This is a genomic window from Prochlorococcus marinus str. MIT 9401, assembly GCF_000760095.1.
Taxonomy (GTDB): Bacteria; Cyanobacteriota; Cyanobacteriia; order PCC-6307; family Cyanobiaceae; genus Prochlorococcus_A; species Prochlorococcus_A marinus_I.
Genome location: NZ_JNAR01000016.1, coordinates 27,776 through 54,212 on the forward strand (window position 1 = coordinate 27,776; position 26,437 = coordinate 54,212).

Here is a 26,437-nt window from a genome sequence, read left to right on the forward strand (position 1 = left end):
TTTTCAAGTAACTTGATTAACATCTGATGATTTATAAGTAGCATGAAATAAATGCAGGTTTTAAATTATGCCTCAAAGAGGTGATCTAAAAAAAATACTTATTCTTGGTTCGGGACCAATTGTTATAGGACAAGCTTGTGAATTTGATTACTCTGGTACTCAAGCTTGCAAAGCTTTAAGAAAAGCTGGTTATGAAATTATCTTGATAAATTCAAATCCCGCATCGATAATGACTGATCCTGATATTGCAAGCAAAACATATATTGAACCATTGACCCCTGAAATTGTTTCTCAAATTATTTTAAAAGAAAAGCCTGATGCAATTCTTCCAACAATGGGAGGGCAAACAGCTCTGAATCTTGCGGTTAAATTATCAGAATCAGATTTTTTAAAAAAAAATAATGTGGAATTAATTGGTGCTAATTTAAGGGCTATTAATAAAGCCGAAGATAGAAAGTTGTTTAAAGAATCGATGGAAAAAATAAATGTAAATGTATGCCCATCTGGAATAGCATCTGATCTTTTGGAAGCTAAAGAGGTATCAAAAAAGATTAATTCTTATCCTCTTATAATTAGGCCTGCATTTACTTTAGGTGGGGTAGGAGGTGGAATTGCTTATAACCTTGAAGAATTTGTTGAATTGTGCCATTCGGGTTTAGAAGAAAGTCCAAGTAATCAAATACTGATAGAAAAATCACTTATTGGATGGAAGGAGTTTGAATTGGAGGTTATGAGGGATACCGCAGATAACGTTGTGATAGTTTGCAGTATTGAAAATTTAGATCCAATGGGAGTACACACTGGTGATTCGATTACTGTAGCTCCAGCACAAACCTTGACAGATAAAGAGTATCAGAGACTGAGGGACTTATCATTAAAAATAATTAGAGAAGTAGGAGTTGAAACTGGAGGGAGTAATATTCAATTTGCTATAAATCCAACTAATGGAGAAGTAATTGTTATAGAAATGAATCCTCGGGTGAGTAGATCCTCTGCTTTGGCAAGTAAAGCGACTGGATTTCCCATAGCCAAGATTGCAGCTTTATTATCTGTTGGATATACACTTGATGAGATCATTAATGATATTACAAAAAAAACACCTGCATGTTTTGAGCCCTCAATTGATTATGTTGTTACCAAAGTCCCTAGGTTTGCCTTTGAAAAGTTTAAAGGCTCTTCAAAGACCTTAAGTACTGCAATGAAATCTGTAGGTGAGTCTATGGCTATAGGTAGATCTTTCGAAGAATCATTTCAGAAAGCATTAAGGTCTCTAGAAGTGGGTATTTGCGGATGGGAATGTGATTCACTAGATGAACCTAAGAACGAGAATGACTTGAAAAATAGTTTAAGAAATCCTACATCTGAGAGAATTCTCATTATTAAAAAAGCTATGCAGCTTGGGAAAACCAATTCTTATATTGAAGAAGTTACAAATATAGATTCATGGTTTATAGAAAAATTGCGGAATATCTTTAATTTTGAATGTGATTATTTGAAAGATAAAAATCTTGATGAGATAGATAGGGATTTGATGCTACATGCGAAACAATTAGGTTTTTCAGATCAACAGATAGCAAAGTTAACTAAATCTGAGTTTTTTGAAGTAAGAAGATACAGAAAAGATTTAAATATTATTCCAATTTATAAAAATGTTGATACTTGTTCAGCGGAGTTCTCATCTTCAACACCCTACCATTATTCAACTTACGAAGAGTCTTTTCTTAATTTAAATTCTCAAATTTTTGATAGCGAGATTTCTGAAAATAATAAATCACAAAAAATTATGATTCTTGGAGGAGGTCCAAACAGAATTGGGCAGGGAATAGAATTTGATTACTGTTGTTGTCATGCTTCATATCAAGCCTCTACAAGTGGTTATAAAACAATAATGGTTAATAGTAACCCTGAAACAGTATCAACAGATTACGATACTAGTGATATTTTATATTTTGAGCCCGTAACATTAGAAGACGTTCTAAACATAATAGAGGCTGAAAATCCTCATGGTTTGATTGTCCAATTCGGAGGACAAACTCCGCTGAAATTATCATTGCCTTTATTTGAATGGCTCAAATCTACGGATGGTATCAGAACTGGATCAAAGATTCTTGGGACTTCTCCAATCTCAATTGATTTAGCAGAAGATAGAGAAGAATTTGCAAAAATTCTTGAGGAATTAAATATTAGGCAACCTTCAAACGGGATTGCTCGTAATCAAAATGAGGCTCAGACCGTAGCAAAAAATATTGGATTCCCATTGGTTGTCAGACCTTCTTATGTTTTAGGAGGTAGGGCAATGGAAATTGTTAAAGATGAGAATGAATTATCGAGATACATCTCTGAGGCAGTTAAGGTATCCCCAGATCATCCAATTCTTCTTGATCAATATTTGAATAATGCCATTGAGATAGATGTTGACGCTTTATGTGATTCAGAAGGCTCGGTTGTAATTGCTGGTCTAATGGAACATGTAGAACCTGCAGGAATCCATTCTGGAGATTCAGCTTGTTGTTTACCGTCAATTTCTCTTTCAAGATCCACTCTAGATATTGTTAAGAGTTGGACTAAATTAATTGCAAAAAGATTAAATGTTGTTGGCTTAATAAATTTGCAATTTGCTGTAACTAATTTTGATAATGAAGAAAATAAATTATTTATTCTTGAGGCAAATCCAAGAGCTTCTAGAACAGTCCCCTTTGTTTCAAAGGCTATAGGTAAACCAGTAGCAAAATTAGCAACCCAGTTGATGCAAGGCTCTAAATTAGAAGATATTAATTTTACCAAAGAATTATCTCCAAAATATCAGGCAGTTAAGGAGGCAGTTTTGCCTTTTAAAAGATTTCCTGGATCTGACACACTTCTTGGTCCTGAAATGAAATCTACTGGAGAAGTGATGGGTCTAGCTAAAGATTTTGGAATTGCTTATGCAAAGTCAGAATTAGCTGCAGGAAATGGTGTCCCTTCTGAGGGTGTAGCTTTTTTATCTACTAATGATTCAGATAAAAAAAATCTTGAAGAAATTGCCAGAGAATTGATGATTTTAGGATTCGAATTAATTGCAACAAAAGGTACAGCGGCATATTTGGTAGATTTAGGCATTCAAGTTGAAGAGGTGTTTAAAGTACATGAAGGTAGACCAAATATAGAGGATCTAATCCGTTCAGGACTTGTTCAATTAATAATTAATACTCCAATAGGATCTCAGGCTCTTCATGACGATGCTTATTTAAGACGTGCTGCTTTAGAATATAATATTCCAACTTTTACAACCATTCCTGGAGCCAAGGCAGCCATTAAGGCGATAAAAGCTTTGCAATGTAATAGGATTAATACTTATTCTCTACAAGAAATACATAATTTTTAAAATATTACTCTAAGTTTTTTAGTTTTTCTCTAAGTTGATCTACTAAAGAGCTTCTACTAATTGAAAGTAATTTCAGGGTATCTTGGTACATTTTTAGTTGAGTTTCAGCTATTTGCAACCCTTTTATAGATTCTTTTATATCCTTAGAAAGTTCATTTATCATATACTTCTTCCCTTCAAAGGTTAAAACTGGATTACCAGAATCATTTGTGTTTTCGCTCATGAGTTTTACTTTTTAATCATTAAAATAGAATTAAAATTTTTTAATCAATTGTTTTTCACATAATTCTTTATAAATCCCTCCATTATTAAGTAAATCAATATGTTTCCCAACTTCTATAATTTCACCCTTATCGAAAACAACTATTTTATCAGCCTCTTGAGTAGTGGCTAGTCTATGAGCAATTACAATAACAGTTCTATTTTTCATGGCTCTATTAAGTCCTTCTTGCACTTCTGACTCTGATTCTGCATCTAATGCACTTGTAGCCTCATCTAAAAGAAGAATGGATGGGTTCCCTAGTATCGCGCGGGCAATTGCTATCCTCTGGATCTGACCACCTGAAAAATTTGACCCCCTTTCAGTTATCCAAGTTTCATAGTTATCAGGAAGCATTTGAATGAATTGGTGAGCATTAGCTTTTTTAGATGATTCAATAACTTCTTCTTTGGTATGATTTCTTCCCATTCTTATTACATCAATAATTTTTCCAGAAAATAAAAAAGGCTGTTGTTGAACCAGTGCAATATTTTTTCGTAAATCTTTTGTATTTATTAATTTTAGATTTTTATCATCAATAAAAATCTCTCCATCATTTGGATTTATAAATTTTAATATCAATGCCATCATTGTACTTTTACCAGCCCCTGAAGCTCCTACAAATGCTGTTACTTCACCTTTATTAATTTCTAAATTTATATTTGTAAGAACAGGGCTATCTTTTTTGTATTCAAAATTTACTTTCTTAAAACTTATTTTGCCTTCAATATTCGATATTCTTGTTAAAGATTGTCTATCTTCTTCTATGGGGCCTAGATTAATGTTATTTAACCTTTTGATTGATGCTTCTGCCTGTTTATAGTCATTAAAATTTGTGCTTACATGGCTTATGGGATCAATAAGCATTAATATTGCCGCAAAAAAACTACTAAATTCTTCACTTGTTAGAAGCCCTAAGTTAATTCTAGCGGCTCCTAAACCTAGTATTGCTAGTATGCCAAATGCTTCTACAAATCCTACAACTGGATGCTGAAATGCGAGTAATTTTAATGTTTTAAATTTTGCTTTTTTATTAGCATTTAGTCTTTTATAAAATCTATTTTCAATCCAGTTTTCGGCAGCAAAAGCTCTTATAGTTGTCATTCCATTTATGGATTCACCTATTAAAGCTGCTAGGTTACTTGTTGATTCTTGACTTTTTTCAGAAGCTAGTAAAACTCTTCTTCCAAAATTATTAACTGAAAGAATAATTAATGGTGCTAAAACAAAAGTTGATAATGTGAGTGACCAATCTAAATAGAACATATATGCTATAACTGCCAATAATTGTAAGGTACACGGAATAGTATCCTGAGCTGTTTTATAAATAACTTCGCTTACTCTGTCTGCATCTTCTGTAAGTCTATATGTGATATCTCCGGCTGAAATCTTTTCAAAAGAATTTAAATTTATTTTTTGAATTTTGCTAAATAAATTTCCCCTCATTACTTCACTTATTTCTAAAGATGGTTTTGCTATAAAAACATCTTGTCCAAATTGAGCTATTTTTTGAATTAAAAATACTAATAAGGATTTTAATATTATGCTGGAAACTTTTGAAAGATCACCAGATCCAATAGCTGGGATCAAGTTTCCAGCTAAAAATGCTAATAATGGCCAACACGCTACATAAATAAGCATGCATATAAAACCTTTTATAAATTTATTTGCGTATGGTCTGAATGGAGGTATTAATCTCAAGATATTCTATATTTTATTCATTATCCTACTTTATCAATATCTTGGGAATATAAAACAATGAAATTAGATCAATTCTTAAAATGGAAAAATTTGGTTTCTTCTGGTGGAGAAGCAAAAATTATTATTAAATCTGGTTCTGTTAAAGTTAATGGTGTTACGGAAACTAGGAGAGGAAGAAAATTAAATAAGGGAGATAAAGTTATATTTCTAAAAAATGAATTAATTTTTGAATAGTTGGCGTATTAAGCTCAATTTATATTAATATGATTTTCTTGGAGATAGTATTTTGAGAAAATCTGTTGTTGCTGGTAATTGGAAAATGCACATGAATTGTGCTGAAGCTAAGGCTTATTTAAAAGAGTTTATTCCGTTAATAAAAAATATAAAGGATGATCGTAAAGTTATTATTGCCCCACCTTTTACTGCTATTTCTACCTTTGCTAATCATTCTGATTTTGATTATTTAGGTATTTCTAGTCAAAATATTCATTGGGAAGAGGAAGGTGCCTTTACTGCTGAAATTTCTCCAAGAATGCTTCTTGAACATGGAGTCTCATATGCGATAGTTGGGCATAGTGAACCAAGAAAATACTTTAGTGAAAGTGATGAACAGATAAATAAAAGAGCTGTTTTTGCGCAATCAAGGGGACTTACTCCAATAGTCTGCGTTGGAGAAACATTAGAACAAAGAGAGAGAGGAGAAGCAGAGAGAGTTATCTCTAGACAAGTTGAACAAGGACTAGAAAATGCAGATCCATCAAATCTTATAGTTGCCTATGAACCAATTTGGGCAATTGGGACAGGTAAAACATGTCAAGCTGAAGATGCTAATAAAATATGTTCTTTGATTCGAAAATTAATAGGTTTTGATGATGTAATTATTCAATATGGAGGATCAGTTAAACCTAATAATATTGACGAAATAATGTCAATGAGTGATATAGATGGAGTCTTAGTTGGAGGGGCTTCATTAGATCCTCACAGTTTTGCAAGAATTGCAAACTATCAATAAGAAAAACCCATGGCCAAAAGGCTGGGGACAAAAAACATCAATTATGGGGGTTATTAATTTAACTCCTGATTCATTTAGTGATGGTGGAGATTTAAATTCTCCAAAAAAAGTTCTAGAACAAGTCAATAATTTTTTGCGTAATGGTGTTGATATTGTTGATCTTGGAGCTCAAAGTACAAGGCCCGGAGCTGAAGAGGTTGGATCTAATATTGAAATAAAAAGGTTGATTCCTTATTTGAAATTAATAAAAGATAAATATCCAGAGATCTTAATTTCTGTTGATACGTTTAATTCTGATGTTGCTCACGAAGCTCTTTTGAATGGCGCTGATTGGATAAATGATGTTACCGGGGGAAGAAGGGATAAGGAAATATTTAATGTTGCTTCAAAATTCAACTGTCCAATCGTCTTGACTCATAGTCGTGGAAATAGTCAAAATATGAATGATCTTTCTAAATATGTGAATATAGTAAGTGAAGTAAAATCTTCTCTTGAGAATTTAGTAAAAAATGCTTTAGAGGAAAATATATCTCTAAGAAATATAATTGTTGATCCTGGTATTGGTTTTTCAAAGGATTTAAATCAAAATCTGCAAATTTTAAAAAACTTGGATGTATTTAAAAATTTAAAATTACCAATCTTAATTGGTGCATCAAGAAAAAGATTTATAGGGGAAATTTTAAATGAAATAAATCCTAAAGAAAGAGATATAGGAACACTTGCAGTAACTTGTCTATGTTCACAATTACATATTGATATAGTGAGGGTTCACAATGTAAAAATGAATTATCAAATTCTTAAAGTTGCCGATAGAATTTATAGAAAATATTAAAGATATTATTCTTTTACACCTTCTATTTTATCCTCAACCTCTTGATAAAGTTCCTTCAACTGCTCAATATTTTCATCTGATGTTTCCCAATATCCTCTTCCATTAACTTCTAATAAAGTCCCTACTATTCTTCTAAAACTATTAGGATTTAGATCCATTAATCTTTTTCTCATCTCTTCATCATTTATAAATGTTTCATTAGTTTCTTCATAAACAAAATTATCTACTTGACCACTTGTCGCACTCCAACCAAGAGTGTAATTAAGTCTGTTAGAAAGCTCTCTAACTCCTTCATATCCAGATTTGAGCATACCTTCATACCACTTAGGATTTAATAGTTTTGTCCTTGAGTCTAATCTGATGGTTTCTCCAAGTGTTCTAACTTGAGCATTGGAAGTGGTTGTGTCTGCTATGTAGCTACTTGGTTCTTTTCCATCATCTCTTAGTGTCTTAATCAATTTTGTTGGATCTGAATCAAAATAATGACTTACATCTGTTAATGAAATCTCTGAGGAATCAAGGTTTTGAAATGTAACATCTGCTGTTTTCATTACTGACTCAAATACCTCTCTTTTTTGATTCATCTCACCTGGATTATCGGCATTAAAAGCATATGTTTTACGTGATAAATACATTTCTTGTAATTCATTTTCTTCTTCCCATGTTGAATTTTCTACGGCTAAATTAACATTTGAACTATAACTTCCACTCGCATTAGAGAATACTCTCGCTGAAGCTTCTCTAATAGAGGTGCCTTCTTTTTCTGCTTGTTCTAGTGAATGTTTCCTTACAAAATTAGATTCTAATGGTTCATCAGCTTCAGCAGCTAATTTGACTGCCTGATCAATTAATGCCATTTGATTGATAAATAAATCTCTAAATACTCCTGAACAATTAACAACTACATCTATTCTTGGCCTACCTAATTCTTCTAAAGGGATTAATTCTAGTTTGTTAATTCTTCCAACAGAATCTGGTTTTGGTTTTACTCCAACAAACCATAAGATTTGTGCTAATGATTCTCCGTAGGTTTTGATGTTATCAGTACCCCATAAAACACAAGCTATTGTTTCAGGCCAGGTACCTTGTTCTTCCTTTTGTCTTTCAATTAATTTGTCAACAACAGACTTGGCTGCAGCTACTGCTGCTGTAGTTGGTATTGATTGAGGATCAAGTGCATGGATATTTTTACCACTTGGCAAAACACCTGGATTTCTTATGGGATCTCCTCCTGGTCCAGGTAAAACATAATTTCCATCTAGTGCTTTAATGAGGCTATCCATTTCTTTGTCTGCGCAGACCTGTTCCAGACAGAAAAGTAAATAATCAAATAGTCTATTTAATTCCTTTTGATTAACTGCATTAAATCCATTTAATCTACAGACTCTTAACCAAGGGGTAGGTAGATTTATACCTAAAACTTTAAGTAAGTCGAAAAGTTTGGAAAGAAGTGATTTTTCTAAATAAACTCTGCCATCAACAATTTTTAAAGAGTTGACCATCGCAAAAATCGACTCTCTTGCCGTCTTTATGATTTTTTCATTTAACTCTACAAATTTAAGTTCACCTTTATTATTTCCATCATAAATTTCATCAATAGTTAGACTTATGGACTCTGCAAGTAATCCAGGAAGCGATCTTAATCCCTCTTGCTCTCTCTCTAAAGAGGCAATATTTACAAGTGTTGCTACAGCTTCTTCTGCTGTTGGAGCTTCTCCAATAGTATGAAGACCGCAAGGAAGCAATCTACTTTCAATTTCCATCAACTGTTTATAAACATTACCAACAAATAAATCTCTTTCATCTATTGAAAGCTCTTCTACGTCTTTTGAAGGGAGCTCTACATCTTTGTCAAGGTTACATTGTTTAGAAGTCTCAACTATTGCGTTAACAATTTGAATACCCCTACTATTTTCTCTTAATTGTTGATATGAACCAACGAGTTCACTTAGTTCTTTAAGTCCTTTGTAAAGTCCTGCATTTTCCGCTGGCGGAGTCAGATAGCTAATAGTTGAAGCGTACCCTCTTCTCTTTGCAATTGTTGCTTCAGATGGATTATTCGCTGCATAGTAATACAAATTAGGCAATGATCCAATGAGAGAATCCGGATAGCAAGTTTCACTCATACCCATCTGTTTCCCAGGCATAAATTCAAGTGAGCCGTGAGTTCCAAAATGAAGAACAGCGTCAGCCCCCCAGATTTTTTCTACATAAGTGTAGTAAGCAGCAAAACCATGATGAGGACTAGCACTTCTTGAATAGAGTAATCTCATAGGATCACCTTCGTAACCAAATGTAGGTTGAACTCCTATAAAAACATTTCCAAAATGTTTTCCGTAGATAAGAAGGTTTTGTCCGTCACTATTTAGGTTCCCAGGAGGTTTACCCCAATTTTCTTCAAGTCTTTGTGAATATGGTGTAAATTCTTCGTATTCTTTTACTGACATCTTATGAGCAATATTTAACTCTGGAGAGCCATCCATAGCTTCAGGGTTGTTAATTACTTTTTCCATTAATTCTTTTGAATTACTTGGAAGTTCATCTATTTGATATCCTTTCGATTTCATTTCAAGAAGTACTCTATAAATTGAACCAAAAACATTCAAATATGCTGCAGTACCAACATTTCCTTTGTCTGGTGGAAAACTAAATACTGTAATAGCTAATTTTTTGTCCTTTCTTTGCTTAACCCTTAAAGATGACCATTTTATTGCTCTTTCTGCTATTACATCAACTCTATCCTGAAGTGTATGAGCTTTGCCTGTAGCATCATCACGACCTGAGAGAATAATAGGTTCAATAGCACCATCAAGCTCTGGGATTGCAATTTGAAGTGCCACCTGAACTGGGTGTAAACCAAGATCACTATCTTCCCATTCTTGAGTAGTTTGGAAGACTAATGGAAGTGCAACCATATATGGTCTGTTTAGCCTTTTAAGAGCTTCAATAGCTCTAGGATGATCCTGTCTTGCTGGTCCACCAACCAGTGCAAATCCGGTTAAAGATACAACTCCGTCTACTATTGGCTGATCTTTATTTATTGAATCATAATAAAATTCATTAACTGGTTTAGAAAAATCAAGACCCCCACAGAAGATAGGAAGAACTCTCGCACCTCTATATTCCAATTCTTGAATTACGGCAACGTAATGAGCATCATCTCCTGTAACTATATGACTCCTTTGAAGAACTAAACCTATCGTTGGAGTTTTGTCATCCTTAGGATTTATATCTTTTCTATTATTCTCCCAATTTTGATATTCTTTAAGACTTTCAAACATGCAAGGTGCAAGAGGATGCCAAATACCTAAATCCGGGAATGTTTCAGGGTCTTGAATTTTGAATTCTTCTATTTGATCTTTTATATTCTCTGAAACTGCGTACTTTTCAGATATCATTAATAAGAAGTTTTTTAAGTTTTCTGTAGTTCCACCTAACCAGTACTGAAAACTTAAAATGAATGTCCTTGCATCTTGAGCTTTCTCTACCGGTAGATATTTAAGAATTGAAGGCAGTGTATTTAGTAACTTCAACATTGAATCTTGGAAGCTTGCTCCATCAGATTCTTTTTTCTTTTTTATTAAATCTCCAATAATGCTTTTAGATTGACCAAGTTGGGCCATACTAAATGAACCTAACTTATTCAATCTCATTACCTCTGGCATTGAGGGGAAAATAATTGAGGCTTTAAGCTTATCTTTATATGGAGAAACTGCATCAACAACTTTTTGAGCTAGATCTTCAATGAAAATTAGAGAAGCGATAAATATATCTGCATTAGCTATATCTTCTTTAAAATCTAAAAAATTACTTTCATTTCTAAGTTCTTCGATAAGATAGCCGCTAAGGTCTATACCTATTGGCCCATTCATCTTGTTTATTGAATTTGCAGCTTCCGTTAAGGAATTTTGGTATTGTGGCTCAAGGACAACATAAACTGCTTTTATTACAACTTTGTGTTTGTTATCCTCAACAGGAGATACTCTGCGGTTTGCTGAGCGGACCTGCGTAAACATTGATTTTCTTTAAGTATTTCTACCAGCCTACGAATGAAAAGACGTTATTGTGTGCAATATAAATAGCGTGTAACAACCTTTAAAAAAAAATTTTTTACAAAAATGATTGAAAATTCTCAAAAACCTATTCCAGTACTAGTATCCGGAGCTTTAGGCAGAATGGGTAGCGAAGTTGTGAATACAGTATTAAATTCTACAGATTGTGAACTTGTTGCAGCAATTGACATAAATGAAAAGAACAATGGCTCAAATATTTCTGAATTATTGAAGGTAAAAAATTGTGATGTTTTTGTTTCTACCGATTTTGAAGGAACTTTATGTTCTGTTAGTCAAAATTATAGAAATGAAAATATCAAACCAGTTCTGGTTGATTTTACTCATCCTGAGTCTGTATATGAAAATACCAGATCAGCTATTGCATACGGTATTTCACCTGTGGTAGGAACTACAGGACTTTCTTCTTCTCAAATAAAAGAATTGTCTGATTTTGCTCAGAAGGCATCTGTTGGTTGTGCAATAATTCCTAATTTTTCAGTAGGAATGGTTCTTCTTCAGCAGGCAGCATCTGTAGCCGCAAGGTTTTATGACAATATTGAATTAATTGAGATGCATCATAATCAAAAAGCTGATGCTCCTAGTGGGACTTGTATAAAAACTGCAGAAATGATTGAAGAATATCCAAAGAAATTTAATCAGAGTTTAGTGAATGAGTCTGAGTCATTGAAAGGTGTGCGTGGAGGGGTCAGAGATTCAGGTATCAATATACATTCTGTACGATTACCAGGATTACTAGCACATCAGTTAGTAATTATGGGATCTCCGGGTGAAACTTATACAATTAAGCATGACACTATTGATCGAAAGGCATATATGCCAGGTGTTTTACAGGCTATTAAAAAAATAGGTAATTATGAAACTTTGGTTTACGGACTTGAAAAATTGATTTTTTAAAATGCTTATTCCAATTAATTCAAATCAAATTTCAAAACTTATTCCTGCGGTGGGTACTGGAGGTCAATTTAAGTATACTTTGGGAAATCCAAGAAAAATTCTTCAAAGAGTAATAGTTTCTTCAATTGGTGGATTTATCTCATTAATCATTAGTTCGACAGGAGATCAAACAAATAATTTCTGGTTATTGCTTTGCGTCGCTTTCTTTTTGTATGTCATCTGGGGCCCAATTCTTGAATCAAGTAGAAAAAATTTGCAATTAAGAAAATATAAATTTTTTTCTATATTTGATGGTTATGTATCAGATATCTATAAAACAGAAAAGATAGAAAGTTCAAGGGAACAATCAAATAGGCAAGGTCGATTAGAAGTTATCGAAAATAAAAGGACTTGGCTAGTACTTGAATTAGAAGATGAAGATGGGTATTTGGAAAAAATAAGTTTTCCCATGGAAAATAAGCACAGTCAAATTAGAGTTGGTTCGAGTATTAGATGTTTATTAACATCTGATAATCGTAATTTTGACAGAGATTTTTATTTGTCCGATGCTTGGCTTCCTGAAATTAACTTATGGGTTGGTGAGTACCCTTATTTATTAAGACCAGCATTTGAAGAAATTTGTTATATTTATTTGAACGGATAGTTGATATTTATATTATCTGATGAAAAATAAATTCAATTTTAAAATTGTTGGATCTGGTCCCACAGGTTTATTGCTTTCAATTGCACTCTCAAAATTTGATTGCAATATTTTTTTAACTGATTTATTAACAAAAGATAGATTAATTGATAAAGATAAAACTTATGCAATTACTCACTCAACAAAAAAAATCTTATCTAAATTCAGACTTTGGGAAAAATTAGAACCATTTTTATTTGGCTTTGATACTCTTTCGATTTCAGATAGCGTAACTTCTTCTTTGACCAACTTATCAACTTCTGACTTAGATGATGATATAAGTTCTGCTGAAAATATTGGCTGGGTAGTAAAACATTCAGATCTTATGAACGTATTTTTTCAGGAAGTTGGTAATTATGAAAATATTTTTTTTATGACGCCACAGAGATTGTTAAGTAAAAATATATTATTTGATTATCAATTCCTTTCTACAGGAGCAAACTCAATTGATAAAAAATTGTTGAATTTTGTAGATATAAAAAAATCTTATAGCCAGTCTTGTTTAACTTTTAAAGTTTCTCTTAGAGGTCATTGTGAAAATCGTGCTTATGAAATTTTTAGGAAAGAGGGTCCACTTGCATTATTACCTTTAGAAAAAAACTTATATCAGGTAATTTGGACTTCCAGTACATTAAAGGCTATTGATAGGTTAAATTCTGATAAGAATTTTTTAATGGATAATTTATCAACTATCTTGCCTGATGAATTTAAGTTGGATGAAATAATTGGTGAATGTAATATTTTTCCTGTTACATTATCTTTGAATTTACCAGTTTTAAATTTTAAAAAATCAGTTTTTGTAGGAGATGCATTTCATACATTCCATCCTGTTGGTGGTCAGGGCCTAAATAGTTGTTGGAGAGACGTTAATACTATTTTTGATATTTTTAATGAAAATAATGCTATTACTAAAATGCAATTGTTTTTGTTTAAATTTAAATATGTATCAAGCAGAATTTTAGATATTATCGTCACTATTTTTATTACTGACTCATTGATATCAATTTTCGCTAATAAAAACCTTTTTTTATTTCCAATGAGGAAATTTTCATTTTTACTTTTAAATAATTTTCTTTTTATAAGAAAACTAGTCCTTAATCAAATGACTAAATCTCTAATTTACTCAAGTATTAAATAGAACTCATGAATAATTATGTATCAAGTGAAATGATAATTTATTTATTTAATGTAGTAGGTTTAGATGAGTCCTCTATTGAACTTGGTATAAAATTATCGATAAAAAATAACACTCCATTACCAATATTATTATGGAGTTATGGAATGCTAACTATTGAAGAACTGGATAGGTTATATTCATTTTTATTTCAAAAAATGGATTAATAATTCTGTTATAATAAGTACATATTTTAATAAAGAACAATTACAGTTTTCACAAGCGGAAATCAGGTATCAAGAAAATCTATAGAGAAACTTGATTTATTATTATTAATTTTAGAAACTATCGACTTAAATGGCATACAATCCTTTTATGCATTATCAAATAAACTTAATTTAAATAATGCAATACCAAATAAAGTTACTATTTGGAAATTAAGAAACAATAATCCATTGAGAAAATCTTTTGTTGGTAACAACATTAAACATAGCGAATTCGATGCCTTAACTAGAATTACAGTTGAAATGTCTAAATATTTATATCCCTACATTAGAGAGATACTGAAATCTAGAGAAGATTTTAAGGAGAATTCAGTTGTTTGGAATGATTTTAATGGGAGATTTATTGAGTTAATTAAAGAGAGATTTAATATGGATAGTATGAAAGTGAAAAAGCTTTTAAATCAAGCTGAAAATGATGAAATCATAATAAAATCCTTGCTTACTTTATCATTTTGCATTTCAAATCAGGGTTATCAAAAGTTAAAGAATTTTTTACATTATTTTTAAATATGATGCAAAATAAATTGTCATTCCATCAATCTTCTGTAAGTCTAGAAATAATCGGATTACCAGATTATTCTAATAATGAAAATAAAGATCAAATATCTATAATTTCTCAATGGAAATTAACCATAATTGATAAACCTCTTATTGAAGGTAAAGTTGAGCATTTGGGACCTATTATGAATGCTTTTTATATTTATTCTAATCTTTTAATAAAAAACGAAATACCTCTATTTGAGTCTAAATTAATTGATATAAAAGCTGACAATCTTCACATACATAATATTGTTCTCAAGAGCTCTAAACCAAATGTAAAGCCTTTAATTTTAAAGATTGGTAATTCATTGCTCTCAGATACCATAAATTGTTTTGATCAGTTAAATGAATCTCCAAAAGTAAGAATAAAAAAAACTGATATTCCTAATAACACTCCTCAAAAATTAGGATTTGGATCAAATAAAAAAGTTAAATTCTTAAATTTCTTTATGCCACCATTTATTGCAATTTGCTCTTTAATTCTTTTCTCTTCTTCTTTTATTTATTTTGCTAATCCTTTTGAAAAGATAGAAAAAAAAGAACTAATCAATCCATAAAAAGGAGTCATTAGCATCTTGGATACAAGCACGATACTATAGGTTTATTTCTTTTCAGAGTAATTTAAATTTATTCTTTGAACTTTGATGTATGGCAGATTTAAACATCCCAAATTTAAATATTAAATCTGAAAAATATATTTTTAAAAAAAAATTAAACTTAAGAAGAAAATCCAAAAGAAGGCTTTTTACTGAATCTTTCCTTTTGTTTAATTTGGGTGTTTTTTTAGTTTATATAAATTATTTAATTCCTAATAAAAATTTGCTGCTACAAAATTTACCTTCGACATTTAATAAGTCTTTTTTATTATTAATTGATCTCTTTTCATATCTATACGAGATATTTTTGGTGATTTTTATTTTTGCCTCTTACTTTACTGCAGTTATATTACTGTTTGGTTCTTTTTATAGGTTATTTAGAATCTCAAAGAGAAAGTCTAAAAAAATTATTTATAAATAGTTTCAAATAGGTTGCATTAGGCCTCCACTTCCTGAGTCAGAATCATCATCATCATTTTCTGTTTCTTCGCCAAATAATGCAAATATGCCTAATAAAATGGATGAAAGAATTATTGATAAGGGTAAAATCGAAGATTGGATTCCGACGTCTATGTATTCACCCATAAAATAAAAAATTTCTACAAACCTAACCGAAATCAAACTGTTTCGCGGATTTTAAATAATTATTTAATAATTTATACTCTTTTAATAAGTTCTTTATCGAAATTCTTTATTTCTCTTTCAAAAGATCCGAACCACAAAATTAGTTGATCAATTTGATTTTGAATTTCAGTTGCACCTAAACCCCTTATCGTGATGATTGATAATTGTTCGCCTTCATCAAAATTAAATTTATTTTGAACACTACTCGCCAAAGAATCTTTGAGAATTTTAAATGTAGAATTTTTTAATTTTGTCTCAATCACGATGTTTGGCTTTTTGAGCTTGATCTTATTAAAACCGCATTTTTTAGCTAGTAATTTTAGTCTCATTAACATAATTAAAGACTCAACAGGTTTGGGTAAGTTTCCATATCTATTCACCCAGTCTGTAGCTAATTCAGTTAATTCATCATTATTTGAACATTCAGTAGCAGATTTGTATGCCTCAAGCTTCTCTTCTCTGTTTAATATCCATGTTGCAGGTATAAATGCATTTATTGGTAGATCAATTTGAGTGTCGTTAACTTCAGGTATTTCTTGCCCACTGATTTCTGAAATAGCCTCATGGAGCATTTCAATATATAAATCATATCCAATAGCATTAACCTTTCCACTTTGTTCTTCTCCTAGTAAACTACCAACACCTCTTATTTCCATATCTTTCATTGCTAGTTGGTATCCACTTCCTAGTTCTGAAAAATCTTTTATAGCTTTCAATCTTTGTTTTGCAGCATCATTAATTTTATTTATATTTGGATAAAATAACCAAGCATGGGCTTGTACACCGCTTCTACCAACTCTTCCTCTAAGTTGATAAAGTTGTGAAAGGCCAAATTTGTGAGAATCTTCAATAATAATTGTATTTACTTTAGGAATGTCTAATCCACTTTCAATTATCGTTGTGCATATCATTAGATCTACTTCTCCATTATTAAAAGCAATCATTGCATTTTCAAGCTCTGTTTCGTTCATTTGCCCATGAGCAACAATAAATTTTAAGCTTGGAAACATATTTTTTAATTTGTTTACAGCTTGATCAATATCAGAAATTCTTGGAAGAACATAAAAAATTTGACCTCCCCTATCAAGTTCTTGATTAATGGCTGTTCTTATAACATCCATATCTATTTCAGATAAATATGTTTTTATTGATCTTCTTGATGGAGGAGGAGTATTTAGTAAGCTCATTTGTCTTAGTCCAGATAAGCTCATATAAAGAGTCCTTGGGATTGGAGTTGCCGATAGAGTTAAAACGTCTATGTTGGTCTTGATTTTTTTAATTTTCTCCTTTTGCCTTACTCCAAATCTTTGTTCTTCATCAATAACAAGTAATCCTAAGTTTTTAATATCTATTTCTTTTCCTAAAATTTGGTGCGTTGCTACAACTAAATCAATTTTATTATTTTTCAAGCCTGCATAGATTTCCTTTCTTTCATTAACGGTTTTGAATCTATTGAGTAATGATACTTTTATTGGGTAAGGAGAAAATCTATTGTTTATTGTTCTCCAATGTTGCTGAGCTAGTATTGTTGTTGGCGCTAATAATATTACCTGTTTTCCTGATGTTATAGCCTTAAAAATAGCCCTAACAGCTACTTCTGTTTTGCCAAATCCTACATCTCCACAAACTAGCCTGTCCATTGGCTTATCGCTTTCCATATCAGATTTTATTTCTTCTACAGCAGTAATTTGATCAGGAGTTGGTTGATAAGGGAATGATTCCTCTAATTCATTTTGCCAAGGACCATCTTCTGGGTAAATGTGCCCCTTTAATTTTTCTCTCTTTGCATAAAGTTTTAAAATATCGACAGCAACTTTTTTGATTTGTTTCTTATTTTTATCTTTTATTCTTTCCCATTCTGTCCCTCCTAATTTATTTATTTTTGGCTTTATTTTTCCGCTTGATCTATATCTGTTGATACTACCAAGTTGATCAGCGGCAACACTTATCTTCCCATCCTGATACTGAATGACTAAATAATCTCTTGAATCTCCAGTTATATTTATTTTTTCTATTTTTAAAAATTTTCCTATTCCATGATTTTTATGAACTATAAAATCACCGGGACTAATCTTATTTACATTTATATTTGAATTGACACTTCTTTTTTTTCTTCTTATGAATACATTATTAAAGAGAGATTGTTGTGAAAATAGTTCCTTATCTGTTATCAGGACAACTTTCCATATCGGAAGATAAAATCCCTCGATTTCATAATTGTTCTTATTTTTTAAAATTAAAGGAGTTGAATTATTAATTGACTTAGATGCTTCATCAATATCATTTGGATTGTTTAAGAAATTTGTATTACATTCGTGCTCAAAAAGTAAAGTCCTAGTTCTTAATGGTTGTGCTGATAATATCCATACTTTCTCATTATTTTTTGTGTTTTTATTTATATCATTGGATAATTTTCCTATATTTTTAGAGTATGAATTTAATCTTTTATCGTTTAACAAAAACCTATTATCAACATTGACTTTCGATTCAAATTCATAAAATTTTATTAAATTAAAATTTCCTATTGAATTTAATATTTCGTCAAACTTTAAATGCAAATTGTTTTTGGCCTCTAAATTAATGCCATTATTTTTAAGGTTCTCATTTAATTCATTAACAGAATTATCAAAATTACTTTCTGAATCTAGATACCAATTATTTGCAAATTTTTTACAATCTTCTAATTCATCAATTACAACAATTGTCTCCCTATTTATAAAATCTATTATATTTGAGGGTTTTTTTTCAATTATACCTAAATAACGATCAAGATTATTTTTATTTGTATCTTCTGAATTAAAAATACCTTCCTTAGATAAATTATTTAACTTATCTTTTATTAGCAAATCAAATCCAGCCTGTATTATTTCAATATTATTGATACTTTCTAATGTTTTCTGTGTCTGGGGATCATATTCTCTTATTTTCTCAATTACATTATCAAAAAATTCCAACCTTATAGGAAACTCATTATTGACAGGATAAATATCTATTATTTCCCCTCTCCTACTCCAGAATCCTTCTGTTGAAGTTACATTGTCCTTCGTATAACCAAGCAACGAAAGTTTATTTGCTAATTCTTGAATCTCGATTTGAAATCCTTTTTGCAAATATAACTTGTTTTCAATTAACAAGTTTTTATTTATTAGATGAGGTTGTAGTGATCTCTCTGTTGATATAACAATATTAAATTCATTTTTCTCTTTTTTTATTAATTTGGATAAAACAGTAAGCTGACTAAATTCAATCTCTTTGGATTTATTAATTGAAGCGTATGGTAGATGCTCTGTTGGAGGATAATATAAAACTTCTTTATCATCTATACTTTCAAAATAACCAATCCATTTGTATGCAATTTCTACATTAGGGCAAATTAATAATATATTTTTTTCTTCTTTTTTTGCCATGCTATCTATGATTATTGATTTTGCATATCTACTTGAACCAACAATATTTAGTTCATTATTTTTTGAAATTCTTTTTATTAATTCAGAAGTAATCTGTGAGTTTGAAATATAATCAACTAAAGTATTTAAACTCATTTATATTATCAATCTTGATTACAAATATCCGATACATTATATTAGATTTTATACTGATTGTGAATAATATTTGATGGATTCAGCCGCAATAAATTCTTTTATACCCACACTAGATCAGGTAGACAGTTGGTACGAAATCTTTACACTTTTACCAATATTAATTGCTCTAGAATTACTATTATCGGCAGATAATGCGGTCGCACTAGCTTCTCTTACTAAATCCCTAGACAGTACAGAATTAAGGTCAAGAGCCTTAAATATTGGTATAACAATATCTTTATTATTTAGAATTATTCTCATCATATTATCTAATGTTCTTCTAAAGTTTATTTTTATTAGAGTTTTTGCAGGTTTTTATTTAATATACTTATTCTTCTCTAATGTTTTTTTTAATTCAGATATAGAAAACGCTGAAAATGGGACAGATAATAATAAAAATAATTTTAGGTTCTTGCGGGTTGTAGCGCTTCTTTCAATTACTGATTTTGCATTTTCCATAGACAGTATCACTACTGCAGTGGCTATCAGCGATCAATATATTTTAATTATATTTGGAGCAGTGATTGGAGTATTAGCCTTAAGATTTACATCTGGGATTTTTCTAAAACTTCTGGATATATTTTCTAGATTAGAAACAGCTGGTTACGTAGCAATTTTAATAGTGGGGATTAAGCTTTTACTAAATACGTTAATTAAAGAATCTATTCTTCCAGACTATTATTTTTATATTTTGATTCTTTTTGCTTTCATTTGGGGATTCTCTAAAAAAGAATCTAAAACTTAATCTGAGAGATATTCACCTACTGATGGCTTTAACTGTTGTATCAATTGCTTTTTGCTAGAAATGTTTTTGCCTTCAAGCTTTGCTTCTAACAAAATAATTGGATCAGTTTTAGTTGAAATTATTATTCCTTCATTTTCTATTACAGCAAGAATAATACCTGGTCTTGAATTATTGCTCATTAAAAGGTATTTTTCATTTTTAATTTCATTACTAATCAAAACTTTGATTTTAAGTATTTTTAGGTTCTTACCTCTAAAAGTTGTATTTACTCGTGGATATAAGGCTTTTATTTTTTGAGAAATTTTAATTGCATCAATACCCCAATCAACTTTAAAGTCTGATTTTTCAATCATTCTTGCGTAAGTAATTTCTCTAACAAGAGTATCTTGTTTTGTTAATTGAAAATTAGTATTTTTTCTTATATTTTCTTCGATTAGTGATGTAGCATTTAAAAATAATTTTGCAGATAATATACTGAGTTTTTCCGATAGTGTATTTAAATTATCTTCATTATCAATTTTAATTTTTTCTTCTAATAATAAGTCGCCAGTATCTAGTCCCTCATTCATTTTCATAATTCCTACACCAGTAAATTCATCGCCTTTTAATAGTGACCATTGGATTGGAGCAGCGCCACGCCATCTTGGAAGTAATGATGCATGTGCGTTCCAACAACCAAATTTTGGGATTTCCAATATCTCTTTGGGTAAAATTTTCCCGTAAGCTATAACAATAAATAAATCGCAAGATAGTGATTTAAGTTCATTTATGAAATGTGTATTGTCCCTGATTTTTGCAGGAGTATAAATTTTTATGGATTCTTGCTCGGCAAAGCTTTTAACGGGAGAGGATATTAATTTATTTCCCCTAGATCTTTTCTTGTCCGGTTGGCTAACTACTGCAATTACCTCGTGCTTAGATTTAATAAAAATATTAAGGCTCGCAATTGAATATTCAGGTGTTCCCCAGAATACAATTCTCACGCGTCACCGGTTATTGATAATTCATCTACCCATATATGTGGAGAAATTCCACTTATTGTTACCTCTTGGCTTGATTCAATATTTACTATATTTTTCAAAAGATATTTAATATCCCCTGCTACAGTGGCAGATTCTATTGAGATTTTTTTACCGTTTTTATAGAGCCATCCATCAAATGGAAGAGAGAATGAACCTTGACTTGCTCTGACACCTGCATGGATTGCATTTAATTCTTCGATATAAACAAATTCTCCCTCATAGGTAGAGTGATCTAATGATGTTTTCAGATCTGAGTTTTCCTCTGATTTCTCAACTACAATCCAATCAGGAGATACTGAGACTTTTGATCCTAGTCCAGCGTGGCCTGTAGGGATTGTTTTAAATATTCTTGCAGTTGATTCTGAATGTATAAAATTTTCAATTCTCCCTTTGTTAATTAAACATAGTTTTTTGGTAGGAGTTCCCTCTCCATCAAATGGTGATGAAGAAATATTCTTTTCATGCAGACCATCATCATAAATATTAAGTGCTTTAGTAGAAAGCTTCTCTCCAATAGAATTTTTATTAGATAAGCTGACTCCATCTAAAATGCTTCTAGCATTGAACATTGAACTAAAGGCATTAATGATCGTTAAAAAAGACTGTGGGGAAAAACATATTAAATATTTATCAGTTTTAATGGATGAGTAATTTAAATGGGAAATTGTTTTATTACATGCGTCTTTAATACACGACTCTATATCTATATCTTCAACTCCATATCCAAGTTTTACAGAACCTGAACTACGAGGTTTCTTATTTTTCTCTTCTGCTCTTGCATATAAATAAAGTGCAGCTTGGCTTTTTGTATAACTCCGAAAGGCACCATCACTATTTGCATAAACTCTCTCATAAAAACTCTCAGAAAGACCATTATAAGGAACAGATTTTATGGATTCATGGCTTTTTAATAGTTTTACTTCTGCTTCTCTTAAGAGTGTAAGTAATTTTTTAATTCCAACAGGATTTCTTTTTTCTGCGTTATTAACTTCAATATGATCCTTGGCTAGTGGTGAGAATTCTGTTCTCTCATTCTTGTTGCCAAAATCAGATGCAATATTCGCTTGATTTAGTGCCTTTTTAATACCAGATTCACTGATATCACTTGTTGTTGTAATACCAACTAAATTAGATTCGTTCCAAACTCTTAAAGTTAAAATTTGCTTTTGTGATGCCTTAAGTTGTTTAGCCTCACCTTTATCTACTTGCACAGAATAATCATTAGAAAAGCTCGCGCCATAGTCCCACTTTTTAAGATTAAGGAAATCTGCAGCTTTTGAGATTTGAGTTGTAATTTCTCTTGAATTCATATTCTATCTCCCGCCAACAGTGATTGAATCAACCTTAATATGAGGTTGGCCAACAGTTACGTTGACACTTCCACTAATGGATCCACAGAATCCAGGAGCCAATTCGAGGTCATTTCCACACATTGATATTTTTGGCATAACTTCTTTAGCCTCACCAATCAAAGTTGCTCCCTTTACTGGATTAGTTAAATTTCCATTTTTAATAAGATATCCTTCTTCTACCGCAAAATTAAATTGTCCTGTAGCACCTACACTGCCGCCACCCATTGATTTGCAGTAAAGACCATCACTAATACTATTGATTAAATCCTCTTTCGAGTGCTTACCTTGAGCGATATAAGTATTTCTCATTCTTGAGGCTGCAGCAAAAGAATAATTTTGTCTTCTTCCACTTCCTGTTCTTTTATGGCCAGTTCTTAATTCACCAGCCCTGTCAGATATGAATTTTTTTAAAATTCCATTTTTTATAAGAACCGATTTTTCGGGTTCCATACCTTCATCATCTACTGATAATGAACCAAAGGATCCTTCTGATATCCCTTCATCTATTGCTGTTACAGATTCATGTGCAATCTTTTCATTCAATTTATTCTCAAATGGTGTTGTTCCTCTCTCTATTTGAGTAGTTTCAAGTAAATGACCGCAGGCTTCGTGGAAAATAACGCCACCAAATTTATTAGCTAATACAACAGGCATTTGACCCGCATCAACATAATCGGCATACAACATATTCATTGAACTTTCAAACACTTCATTAGCTGCTTGTTCGTGATCCCACAATCTAAATTCATTAGGCATTCCTGATGATCCAAATCTTCTGCTGCCACTAGATCTATATTGGGCATCACTTGCAATTACATTAAGTCCTACTGTTTGATGCAACCTGATATCAGAGGCATAGGTTCCGTCGCTGGAGGCTATAATTACCTCTTGCAGATTTCTTGAGTAACTGCCTTTTCTAGTTATTATTTTATTATTTTTTTTTAAAGACTTAGTGCTAAGCAATAGTTTTTCACTAATCTCATGAATCGATGGTACTTCAGATATCCATTTTTTCTTGGATAAACTATAGTCCCTGAATTTATCTAAACCGTTAAATACTTCTTTTCTTTTATAGTCTGTTATGTCTAACATCTCAATAGCTTGAGATACCGATCTCATCAAGCCATGCTTTGTTAAGTCATTTGTACTTACAAATCCGTCCTTTTTGCCTTTGAAGATTCTAATACCGGCACCCTTTCCAAATGATGGACTTACACTTGTGATGAAATCCTCTTCAGCTAGCACACTCGAATTATCAGTATTCTCAATAAATATTTCTACAAAATCGGCACCAAGCTCCATTCCATAGAAAATAATTTCTTCTAATAATTCTTTATTGCAACTACCAAAAACTAGTTCATTTGATTTGATTTGTGACGAAAGCATATGAGTTTATAAATCTTCTCTTTATAAAAGATTATCTAATCGAAGGTTGGAAATCTTTGCTATCAAGAGGTTTTAATAAGTATAGTCTTAATAACTGGTAACCGTTTGATAAATATTTAGGTAATTTTTTAAAAGTTTTAGATACTTTATTTCCATCGCTGTTTGCTATATCAGAAAGAACCTTATTATTCTCTACTATTTTATCTAATCTTCCATAAAAAGATTTATCATAAACGTCCATTACTACTGGGAAAACTCTAGCTGCAGTTTCATTTGTTTTATTAATAACAAACTGGTCGTAATCTCTGGCATCTAAACCTAAAGAACTGTAGAAATCTTTTTTAATTCCCAAATCTCTTGCATACATAGTTGCAAATACAGCTAATAGAAAGAACCTAGACCATAACTTGGATGTTAATGGGAGATTATTCAAAAAATATCTAAACCTGTGGAAGTAATCAAATAATGGGTGTGTAAAAGTAGAGCCGCCAATGGTAATTTTATGGCTTAACGATTTAACAGTACGTGGCTGTGCTTTCATTAATGCGTCAAAGAAATCTCCATGTCTATTTTCATCTTGACACCAATTTTCAAAGTAATTAAATAGTGGAAAAATTTTGCTATCAGGGTTCTTTTCGAGATGCCTATAAATTGCTATGTATCTCCAATAACCTATTTTTTCAGATAAATAAGTAGCGTAAAAAATACTTCTTGGTGGGAAATAAGTGTAATCTTTATTGGCTGTTAAAAAACCCAAATCTAACTGAAGTCCAAAGTCGCTCATTGATTTATTTAAAAAACCTGCATGTCTTGCTTCATCTCTGGCCATATGAGCAAAGCACTCAGCAAGTAGAGGGTTTTTGACTTTAATTCTTTTACTGAGTTCCTTATAAAGTAAAAAACCTGAAAATTCTGAAGTACAACTTCCTTCGAGAAAATCAACAAAAAGCTCTCTTGTCTCAGGATCTAATTTTTCTGCAGCGCCTTCAAATTCACTATTTCTTACAAAATGATGCCTATTGTAATCTTTCCTAAATTCCTCACATATAGCTTCCAATTCCTCCTCGTTTATTGATAAATCCATATTTTCCATAGCCTCAAAGTCTGTTGTATAGAATCTTGGGGACAAAATTGTTTCTTTTGCTGGTATCTTCCCATTATTAATATCTTTTTTATTTTTTGATTCAACAGTTGATTGAGCCATTTTTTATTCGGTTGATTAATACTATTATTTACTATGATTTGTATTTTCGAGGGAAAAGTTAACTTGGTGTTATTGTTTTTCTAATTAACTCCAATTAACTTTTGCCCATTCAATCTTTGAAGTACTCTTGAAATAATTAATTTTAGGGTAATCCTTTTTTCGTCAATAAGAAAAGATTCAATAATACTTGGTTTTTGATTAGGTTTTGATATGGAGATACTTTTTAATGAACTAATGTCATCCTTTTCAAAGGATAACCAAAAGTTGCATGTATCTTTAATTTCACAATTTATTACCCAACATTTATCTCCAGCAATAGGTCTGTTTGTATTTGTGAGGTTAATATTATTTATTTCTAATCCTCTTTGATTAATTTCTTTAGTAAGTGAAGGAATTAGGTGTATGTTAATAAATTCTTGGAAAGGCTTTTTCTCTACTGGGAGTTCTTTTTTGGGTTTGGTTATAGGTTTTTCGGGAGTATTAATTTTATTTTTATTAAGAACCTTAGTAGCAGAATCATCATTACTTATGTCCATATTGATAACTTTTTCTGATTTTGGTCCTTTTATTTCCTCAGAGTTTGATTTAGTAGTGTTGTCAGATATTTCTTTATTTACTTCATTATTTTTGTCTAAATTTTCTTCCATAAAAAAAACTATTTTTCCCATTATAAATTAAAAAAACATTTTTTAATTAATTTATTTTTCTACCAATCATTATCTGCATTATCCCAGTCATCTTCAGGATCTTGACTTGAATAACTTTGATTTTTTTTTGCATTATTATCATTCATATTTTTGACTACTCTGTAATTAACCGAAATTGTTGGTTGAGTTTCTCTGATATCCCTTTGTGGCGGCATCTCAACGTTTGGTTCAATTTCTTCATCATTATTATTAAATTCAAAATCATCTTCCACATTTTCGAGAGTTTTTTTTCTGAAATTAGTACTAGTAATTGTTGTATTCAATAAAGTGCTTACAAATAAACCAGAAAAAAACGAAATACTGATTAACTTACCTATACTTACATCCTGGAGAGTCCATTTAAAGTATCTAAATGAAGTCTTCTGATTATTACTTGTATATAGTAAAATTTGAAAAATAATTATTAATAAATAAGTTAAAAGTAAATATTTTTTCTTAAACATAATTATAAAAAGTTATCTTAAATAT

22 protein-coding genes are annotated in these 26,437 nt (G+C 31.0%); 11 read left to right on the plus strand and 11 right to left on the minus strand.

Annotation, left to right across the window (positions count from 1 at the left end):
* The first annotated feature begins 67 nt into the window (after positions 1 to 67).
* Positions 68 to 3,364, plus strand: coding sequence for a carbamoyl-phosphate synthase large subunit (gene carB, locus EV01_RS03120; protein WP_032518498.1), 3,297 nt, complete (start codon positions 68 to 70; stop codon positions 3,362 to 3,364).
* Positions 3,365 to 3,368: 4 nt separating this feature from the next.
* On the opposite strand, the gene EV01_RS03115 is transcribed toward carB, so the two are convergent.
* Positions 3,369 to 3,587 (minus strand): DUF6447 family protein, encoded by a 219-nt coding sequence (locus tag EV01_RS03115; RefSeq protein WP_032517180.1) that lies wholly within the window; start codon positions 3,585 to 3,587, stop codon positions 3,369 to 3,371.
* Positions 3,588 to 3,617: 30 nt separating this feature from the next.
* Positions 3,618 to 5,264 carry an ABC transporter ATP-binding protein gene (locus tag EV01_RS03110; protein WP_050496419.1) on the minus strand — a complete coding sequence of 549 codons (1,647 nt, stop codon included), beginning with the start codon at positions 5,262 to 5,264 and terminating at the stop codon, positions 3,618 to 3,620.
* Between the two features lie 117 nt (positions 5,265 to 5,381).
* Here EV01_RS03110 and EV01_RS03105 point away from each other — a divergent pair, with 117 nt between their 5' ends.
* The 3 genes from EV01_RS03105 to folP are packed head-to-tail and all read left to right on the plus strand — an operon-like array spanning position 5,382 to position 7,168.
* Positions 5,382 to 5,558 carry an RNA-binding S4 domain-containing protein gene (locus EV01_RS03105; protein WP_032517177.1) on the plus strand — a complete coding sequence of 59 codons (177 nt, stop codon included), beginning with the start codon at positions 5,382 to 5,384 and terminating at the stop codon, positions 5,556 to 5,558.
* A gap of 52 nt (positions 5,559 to 5,610) precedes the next feature.
* Positions 5,611 to 6,336, plus strand: coding sequence for a triose-phosphate isomerase (gene tpiA, locus EV01_RS03100; RefSeq protein ID WP_032517175.1), 726 nt, complete (start codon positions 5,611 to 5,613; stop codon positions 6,334 to 6,336).
* Positions 6,320 to 7,168: a dihydropteroate synthase gene (gene folP / locus EV01_RS03095; RefSeq protein WP_032517231.1), complete on the plus strand. Its 849-nt coding sequence runs from the start codon at positions 6,320 to 6,322 to the stop codon at positions 7,166 to 7,168. Before tpiA ends, folP begins: the two co-directional genes overlap by 17 nt.
* Before the next feature lie 5 nt (positions 7,169 to 7,173).
* Here folP and EV01_RS03090 read toward each other — a convergent pair whose 3' ends face one another.
* Positions 7,174 to 11,184: a magnesium chelatase subunit H gene (locus EV01_RS03090; RefSeq protein ID WP_032517174.1), complete on the minus strand. Its 4,011-nt coding sequence runs from the start codon at positions 11,182 to 11,184 to the stop codon at positions 7,174 to 7,176.
* A 102-nt stretch (positions 11,185 to 11,286) separates the two neighbouring features.
* Here EV01_RS03090 and dapB point away from each other — a divergent pair, with 102 nt between their 5' ends.
* The 6 genes from dapB (at position 11,287) to EV01_RS0109080 (ending at position 15,309) form a co-directional block, all read left to right on the plus strand.
* Positions 11,287 to 12,135, plus strand: coding sequence for a 4-hydroxy-tetrahydrodipicolinate reductase (gene dapB / locus EV01_RS03085; RefSeq protein ID WP_032517173.1), 849 nt, complete (start codon positions 11,287 to 11,289; stop codon positions 12,133 to 12,135).
* Between the two features lies 1 nt (position 12,136).
* On the plus strand, positions 12,137 to 12,778 hold the full coding sequence (locus EV01_RS03080; RefSeq protein ID WP_032517172.1) for a hypothetical protein: 642 nt from the start codon (positions 12,137 to 12,139) through the stop codon (positions 12,776 to 12,778).
* Positions 12,779 to 12,797: 19 nt separating this feature from the next.
* Positions 12,798 to 13,952, plus strand: a complete 1,155-nt coding sequence (locus tag EV01_RS03075) for a 2-octaprenyl-6-methoxyphenol 4-monooxygenase (RefSeq protein WP_032517171.1) — start codon at positions 12,798 to 12,800, stop codon at positions 13,950 to 13,952.
* A gap of 5 nt (positions 13,953 to 13,957) precedes the next feature.
* Entirely contained in the window at positions 13,958 to 14,155 is a 198-nt protein-coding gene (locus tag EV01_RS03070) for a DUF2949 domain-containing protein (protein ID WP_032517170.1), read from the plus strand.
* Positions 14,156 to 14,236: 81 nt separating this feature from the next.
* On the plus strand, positions 14,237 to 14,719 hold the full coding sequence (locus EV01_RS09390; protein ID WP_072013460.1) for a DUF3038 domain-containing protein: 483 nt from the start codon (positions 14,237 to 14,239) through the stop codon (positions 14,717 to 14,719).
* Positions 14,720 to 14,721: 2 nt separating this feature from the next.
* On the plus strand, positions 14,722 to 15,309 hold the full coding sequence (locus EV01_RS0109080; protein ID WP_413680940.1) for a DUF4335 domain-containing protein: 588 nt from the start codon (positions 14,722 to 14,724) through the stop codon (positions 15,307 to 15,309).
* Positions 15,310 to 15,771: 462 nt separating this feature from the next.
* Here EV01_RS0109080 and EV01_RS09850 read toward each other — a convergent pair whose 3' ends face one another.
* Positions 15,772 to 15,933, minus strand: coding sequence for a hypothetical protein (locus tag EV01_RS09850; protein WP_193741444.1), 162 nt, complete (start codon positions 15,931 to 15,933; stop codon positions 15,772 to 15,774).
* Between the two features lie 71 nt (positions 15,934 to 16,004).
* Complete coding sequence (gene mfd, locus EV01_RS03060; RefSeq protein ID WP_032517167.1) at positions 16,005 to 19,514, minus strand: transcription-repair coupling factor; 3,510 nt, start codon at positions 19,512 to 19,514, stop codon at positions 16,005 to 16,007.
* 73 nt (positions 19,515 to 19,587) lie between these two features.
* On the opposite strand from mfd, the gene EV01_RS0109085 reads away from it, so the two are divergent.
* Entirely contained in the window at positions 19,588 to 20,298 is a 711-nt protein-coding gene (locus tag EV01_RS0109085; RefSeq protein ID WP_032517166.1) for a TerC family protein, read from the plus strand.
* On the opposite strand, the gene fmt is transcribed toward EV01_RS0109085, so the two are convergent.
* The 6 genes from fmt to EV01_RS03035 all read right to left on the minus strand — a co-directional run bounded on the left by fmt (position 20,295) and on the right by EV01_RS03035 (position 26,412).
* A complete protein-coding gene (gene fmt / locus EV01_RS0109090) occupies positions 20,295 to 21,281 on the minus strand; it encodes a methionyl-tRNA formyltransferase (RefSeq protein ID WP_032517165.1) in 987 nt (328 codons plus the stop codon). The genes EV01_RS0109085 and fmt overlap by 4 nt on opposite strands.
* Positions 21,278 to 22,630 (minus strand): TldD/PmbA family protein, encoded by a 1,353-nt coding sequence (locus EV01_RS03055; RefSeq protein WP_032517164.1) that lies wholly within the window; start codon positions 22,628 to 22,630, stop codon positions 21,278 to 21,280. The genes fmt and EV01_RS03055 overlap by 4 nt, the downstream gene beginning before the upstream one ends.
* Before the next feature lie 3 nt (positions 22,631 to 22,633).
* Positions 22,634 to 24,058: a TldD/PmbA family protein gene (locus EV01_RS03050; protein ID WP_032517163.1), complete on the minus strand. Its 1,425-nt coding sequence runs from the start codon at positions 24,056 to 24,058 to the stop codon at positions 22,634 to 22,636.
* A 31-nt stretch (positions 24,059 to 24,089) separates the two neighbouring features.
* On the minus strand, positions 24,090 to 25,262 hold the full coding sequence (gene acsF, locus EV01_RS03045; protein WP_032517162.1) for a magnesium-protoporphyrin IX monomethyl ester (oxidative) cyclase: 1,173 nt from the start codon (positions 25,260 to 25,262) through the stop codon (positions 24,090 to 24,092).
* Between the two features lie 80 nt (positions 25,263 to 25,342).
* Positions 25,343 to 25,909, minus strand: a complete 567-nt coding sequence (locus tag EV01_RS03040) for a DUF2996 domain-containing protein (protein ID WP_032517227.1) — start codon at positions 25,907 to 25,909, stop codon at positions 25,343 to 25,345.
* A gap of 59 nt (positions 25,910 to 25,968) precedes the next feature.
* Positions 25,969 to 26,412, minus strand: coding sequence for a hypothetical protein (locus EV01_RS03035; RefSeq protein WP_032517161.1), 444 nt, complete (start codon positions 26,410 to 26,412; stop codon positions 25,969 to 25,971).
* Positions 26,413 to 26,437: the final 25 nt, after the last annotated feature.

Bases quoted from the DNA above. Each gene is read 5' to 3' on its own strand.
- carB (WP_032518498.1), top strand. From the start codon at position 68: ATGCCTCAAAGAGGTGATCTAAAAAAAATACTTATTCTTGGTTCGGGA.
- EV01_RS03115 (WP_032517180.1), bottom strand. From the start codon at position 3,587: ATGAGCGAAAACACAAATGATTCTGGTAATCCAGTTTTAACCTTTGAA.
- EV01_RS03110 (WP_050496419.1), bottom strand. From the start codon at position 5,264: ATGCTTATTTATGTAGCGTGTTGGCCATTATTAGCATTTTTAGCTGGA.
- EV01_RS03105 (WP_032517177.1), top strand. From the start codon at position 5,382: ATGAAATTAGATCAATTCTTAAAATGGAAAAATTTGGTTTCTTCTGGT.
- EV01_RS03090 (WP_032517174.1), bottom strand. From the start codon at position 11,184: ATGTTTACGCAGGTCCGCTCAGCAAACCGCAGAGTATCTCCTGTTGAG.
- dapB (WP_032517173.1), top strand. From the start codon at position 11,287: ATGATTGAAAATTCTCAAAAACCTATTCCAGTACTAGTATCCGGAGCT.
- EV01_RS03080 (WP_032517172.1), top strand. From the start codon at position 12,137: ATGCTTATTCCAATTAATTCAAATCAAATTTCAAAACTTATTCCTGCG.
- EV01_RS03075 (WP_032517171.1), top strand. From the start codon at position 12,798: ATGAAAAATAAATTCAATTTTAAAATTGTTGGATCTGGTCCCACAGGT.
- EV01_RS03070 (WP_032517170.1), top strand. From the start codon at position 13,958: ATGAATAATTATGTATCAAGTGAAATGATAATTTATTTATTTAATGTA.
- EV01_RS0109080 (WP_413680940.1), top strand. From the start codon at position 14,722: ATGATGCAAAATAAATTGTCATTCCATCAATCTTCTGTAAGTCTAGAA.
- EV01_RS09850 (WP_193741444.1), bottom strand. From the start codon at position 15,933: ATGGGTGAATACATAGACGTCGGAATCCAATCTTCGATTTTACCCTTA.
- mfd (WP_032517167.1), bottom strand. From the start codon at position 19,514: ATGAGTTTAAATACTTTAGTTGATTATATTTCAAACTCACAGATTACT.
- EV01_RS0109085 (WP_032517166.1), top strand. From the start codon at position 19,588: ATGGATTCAGCCGCAATAAATTCTTTTATACCCACACTAGATCAGGTA.
- EV01_RS03055 (WP_032517164.1), bottom strand. From the start codon at position 22,630: ATGAATTCAAGAGAAATTACAACTCAAATCTCAAAAGCTGCAGATTTC.
- EV01_RS03050 (WP_032517163.1), bottom strand. From the start codon at position 24,058: ATGCTTTCGTCACAAATCAAATCAAATGAACTAGTTTTTGGTAGTTGC.
- acsF (WP_032517162.1), bottom strand. From the start codon at position 25,262: ATGGCTCAATCAACTGTTGAATCAAAAAATAAAAAAGATATTAATAAT.
- EV01_RS03040 (WP_032517227.1), bottom strand. From the start codon at position 25,909: ATGGAAGAAAATTTAGACAAAAATAATGAAGTAAATAAAGAAATATCT.
- EV01_RS03035 (WP_032517161.1), bottom strand. From the start codon at position 26,412: ATGTTTAAGAAAAAATATTTACTTTTAACTTATTTATTAATAATTATT.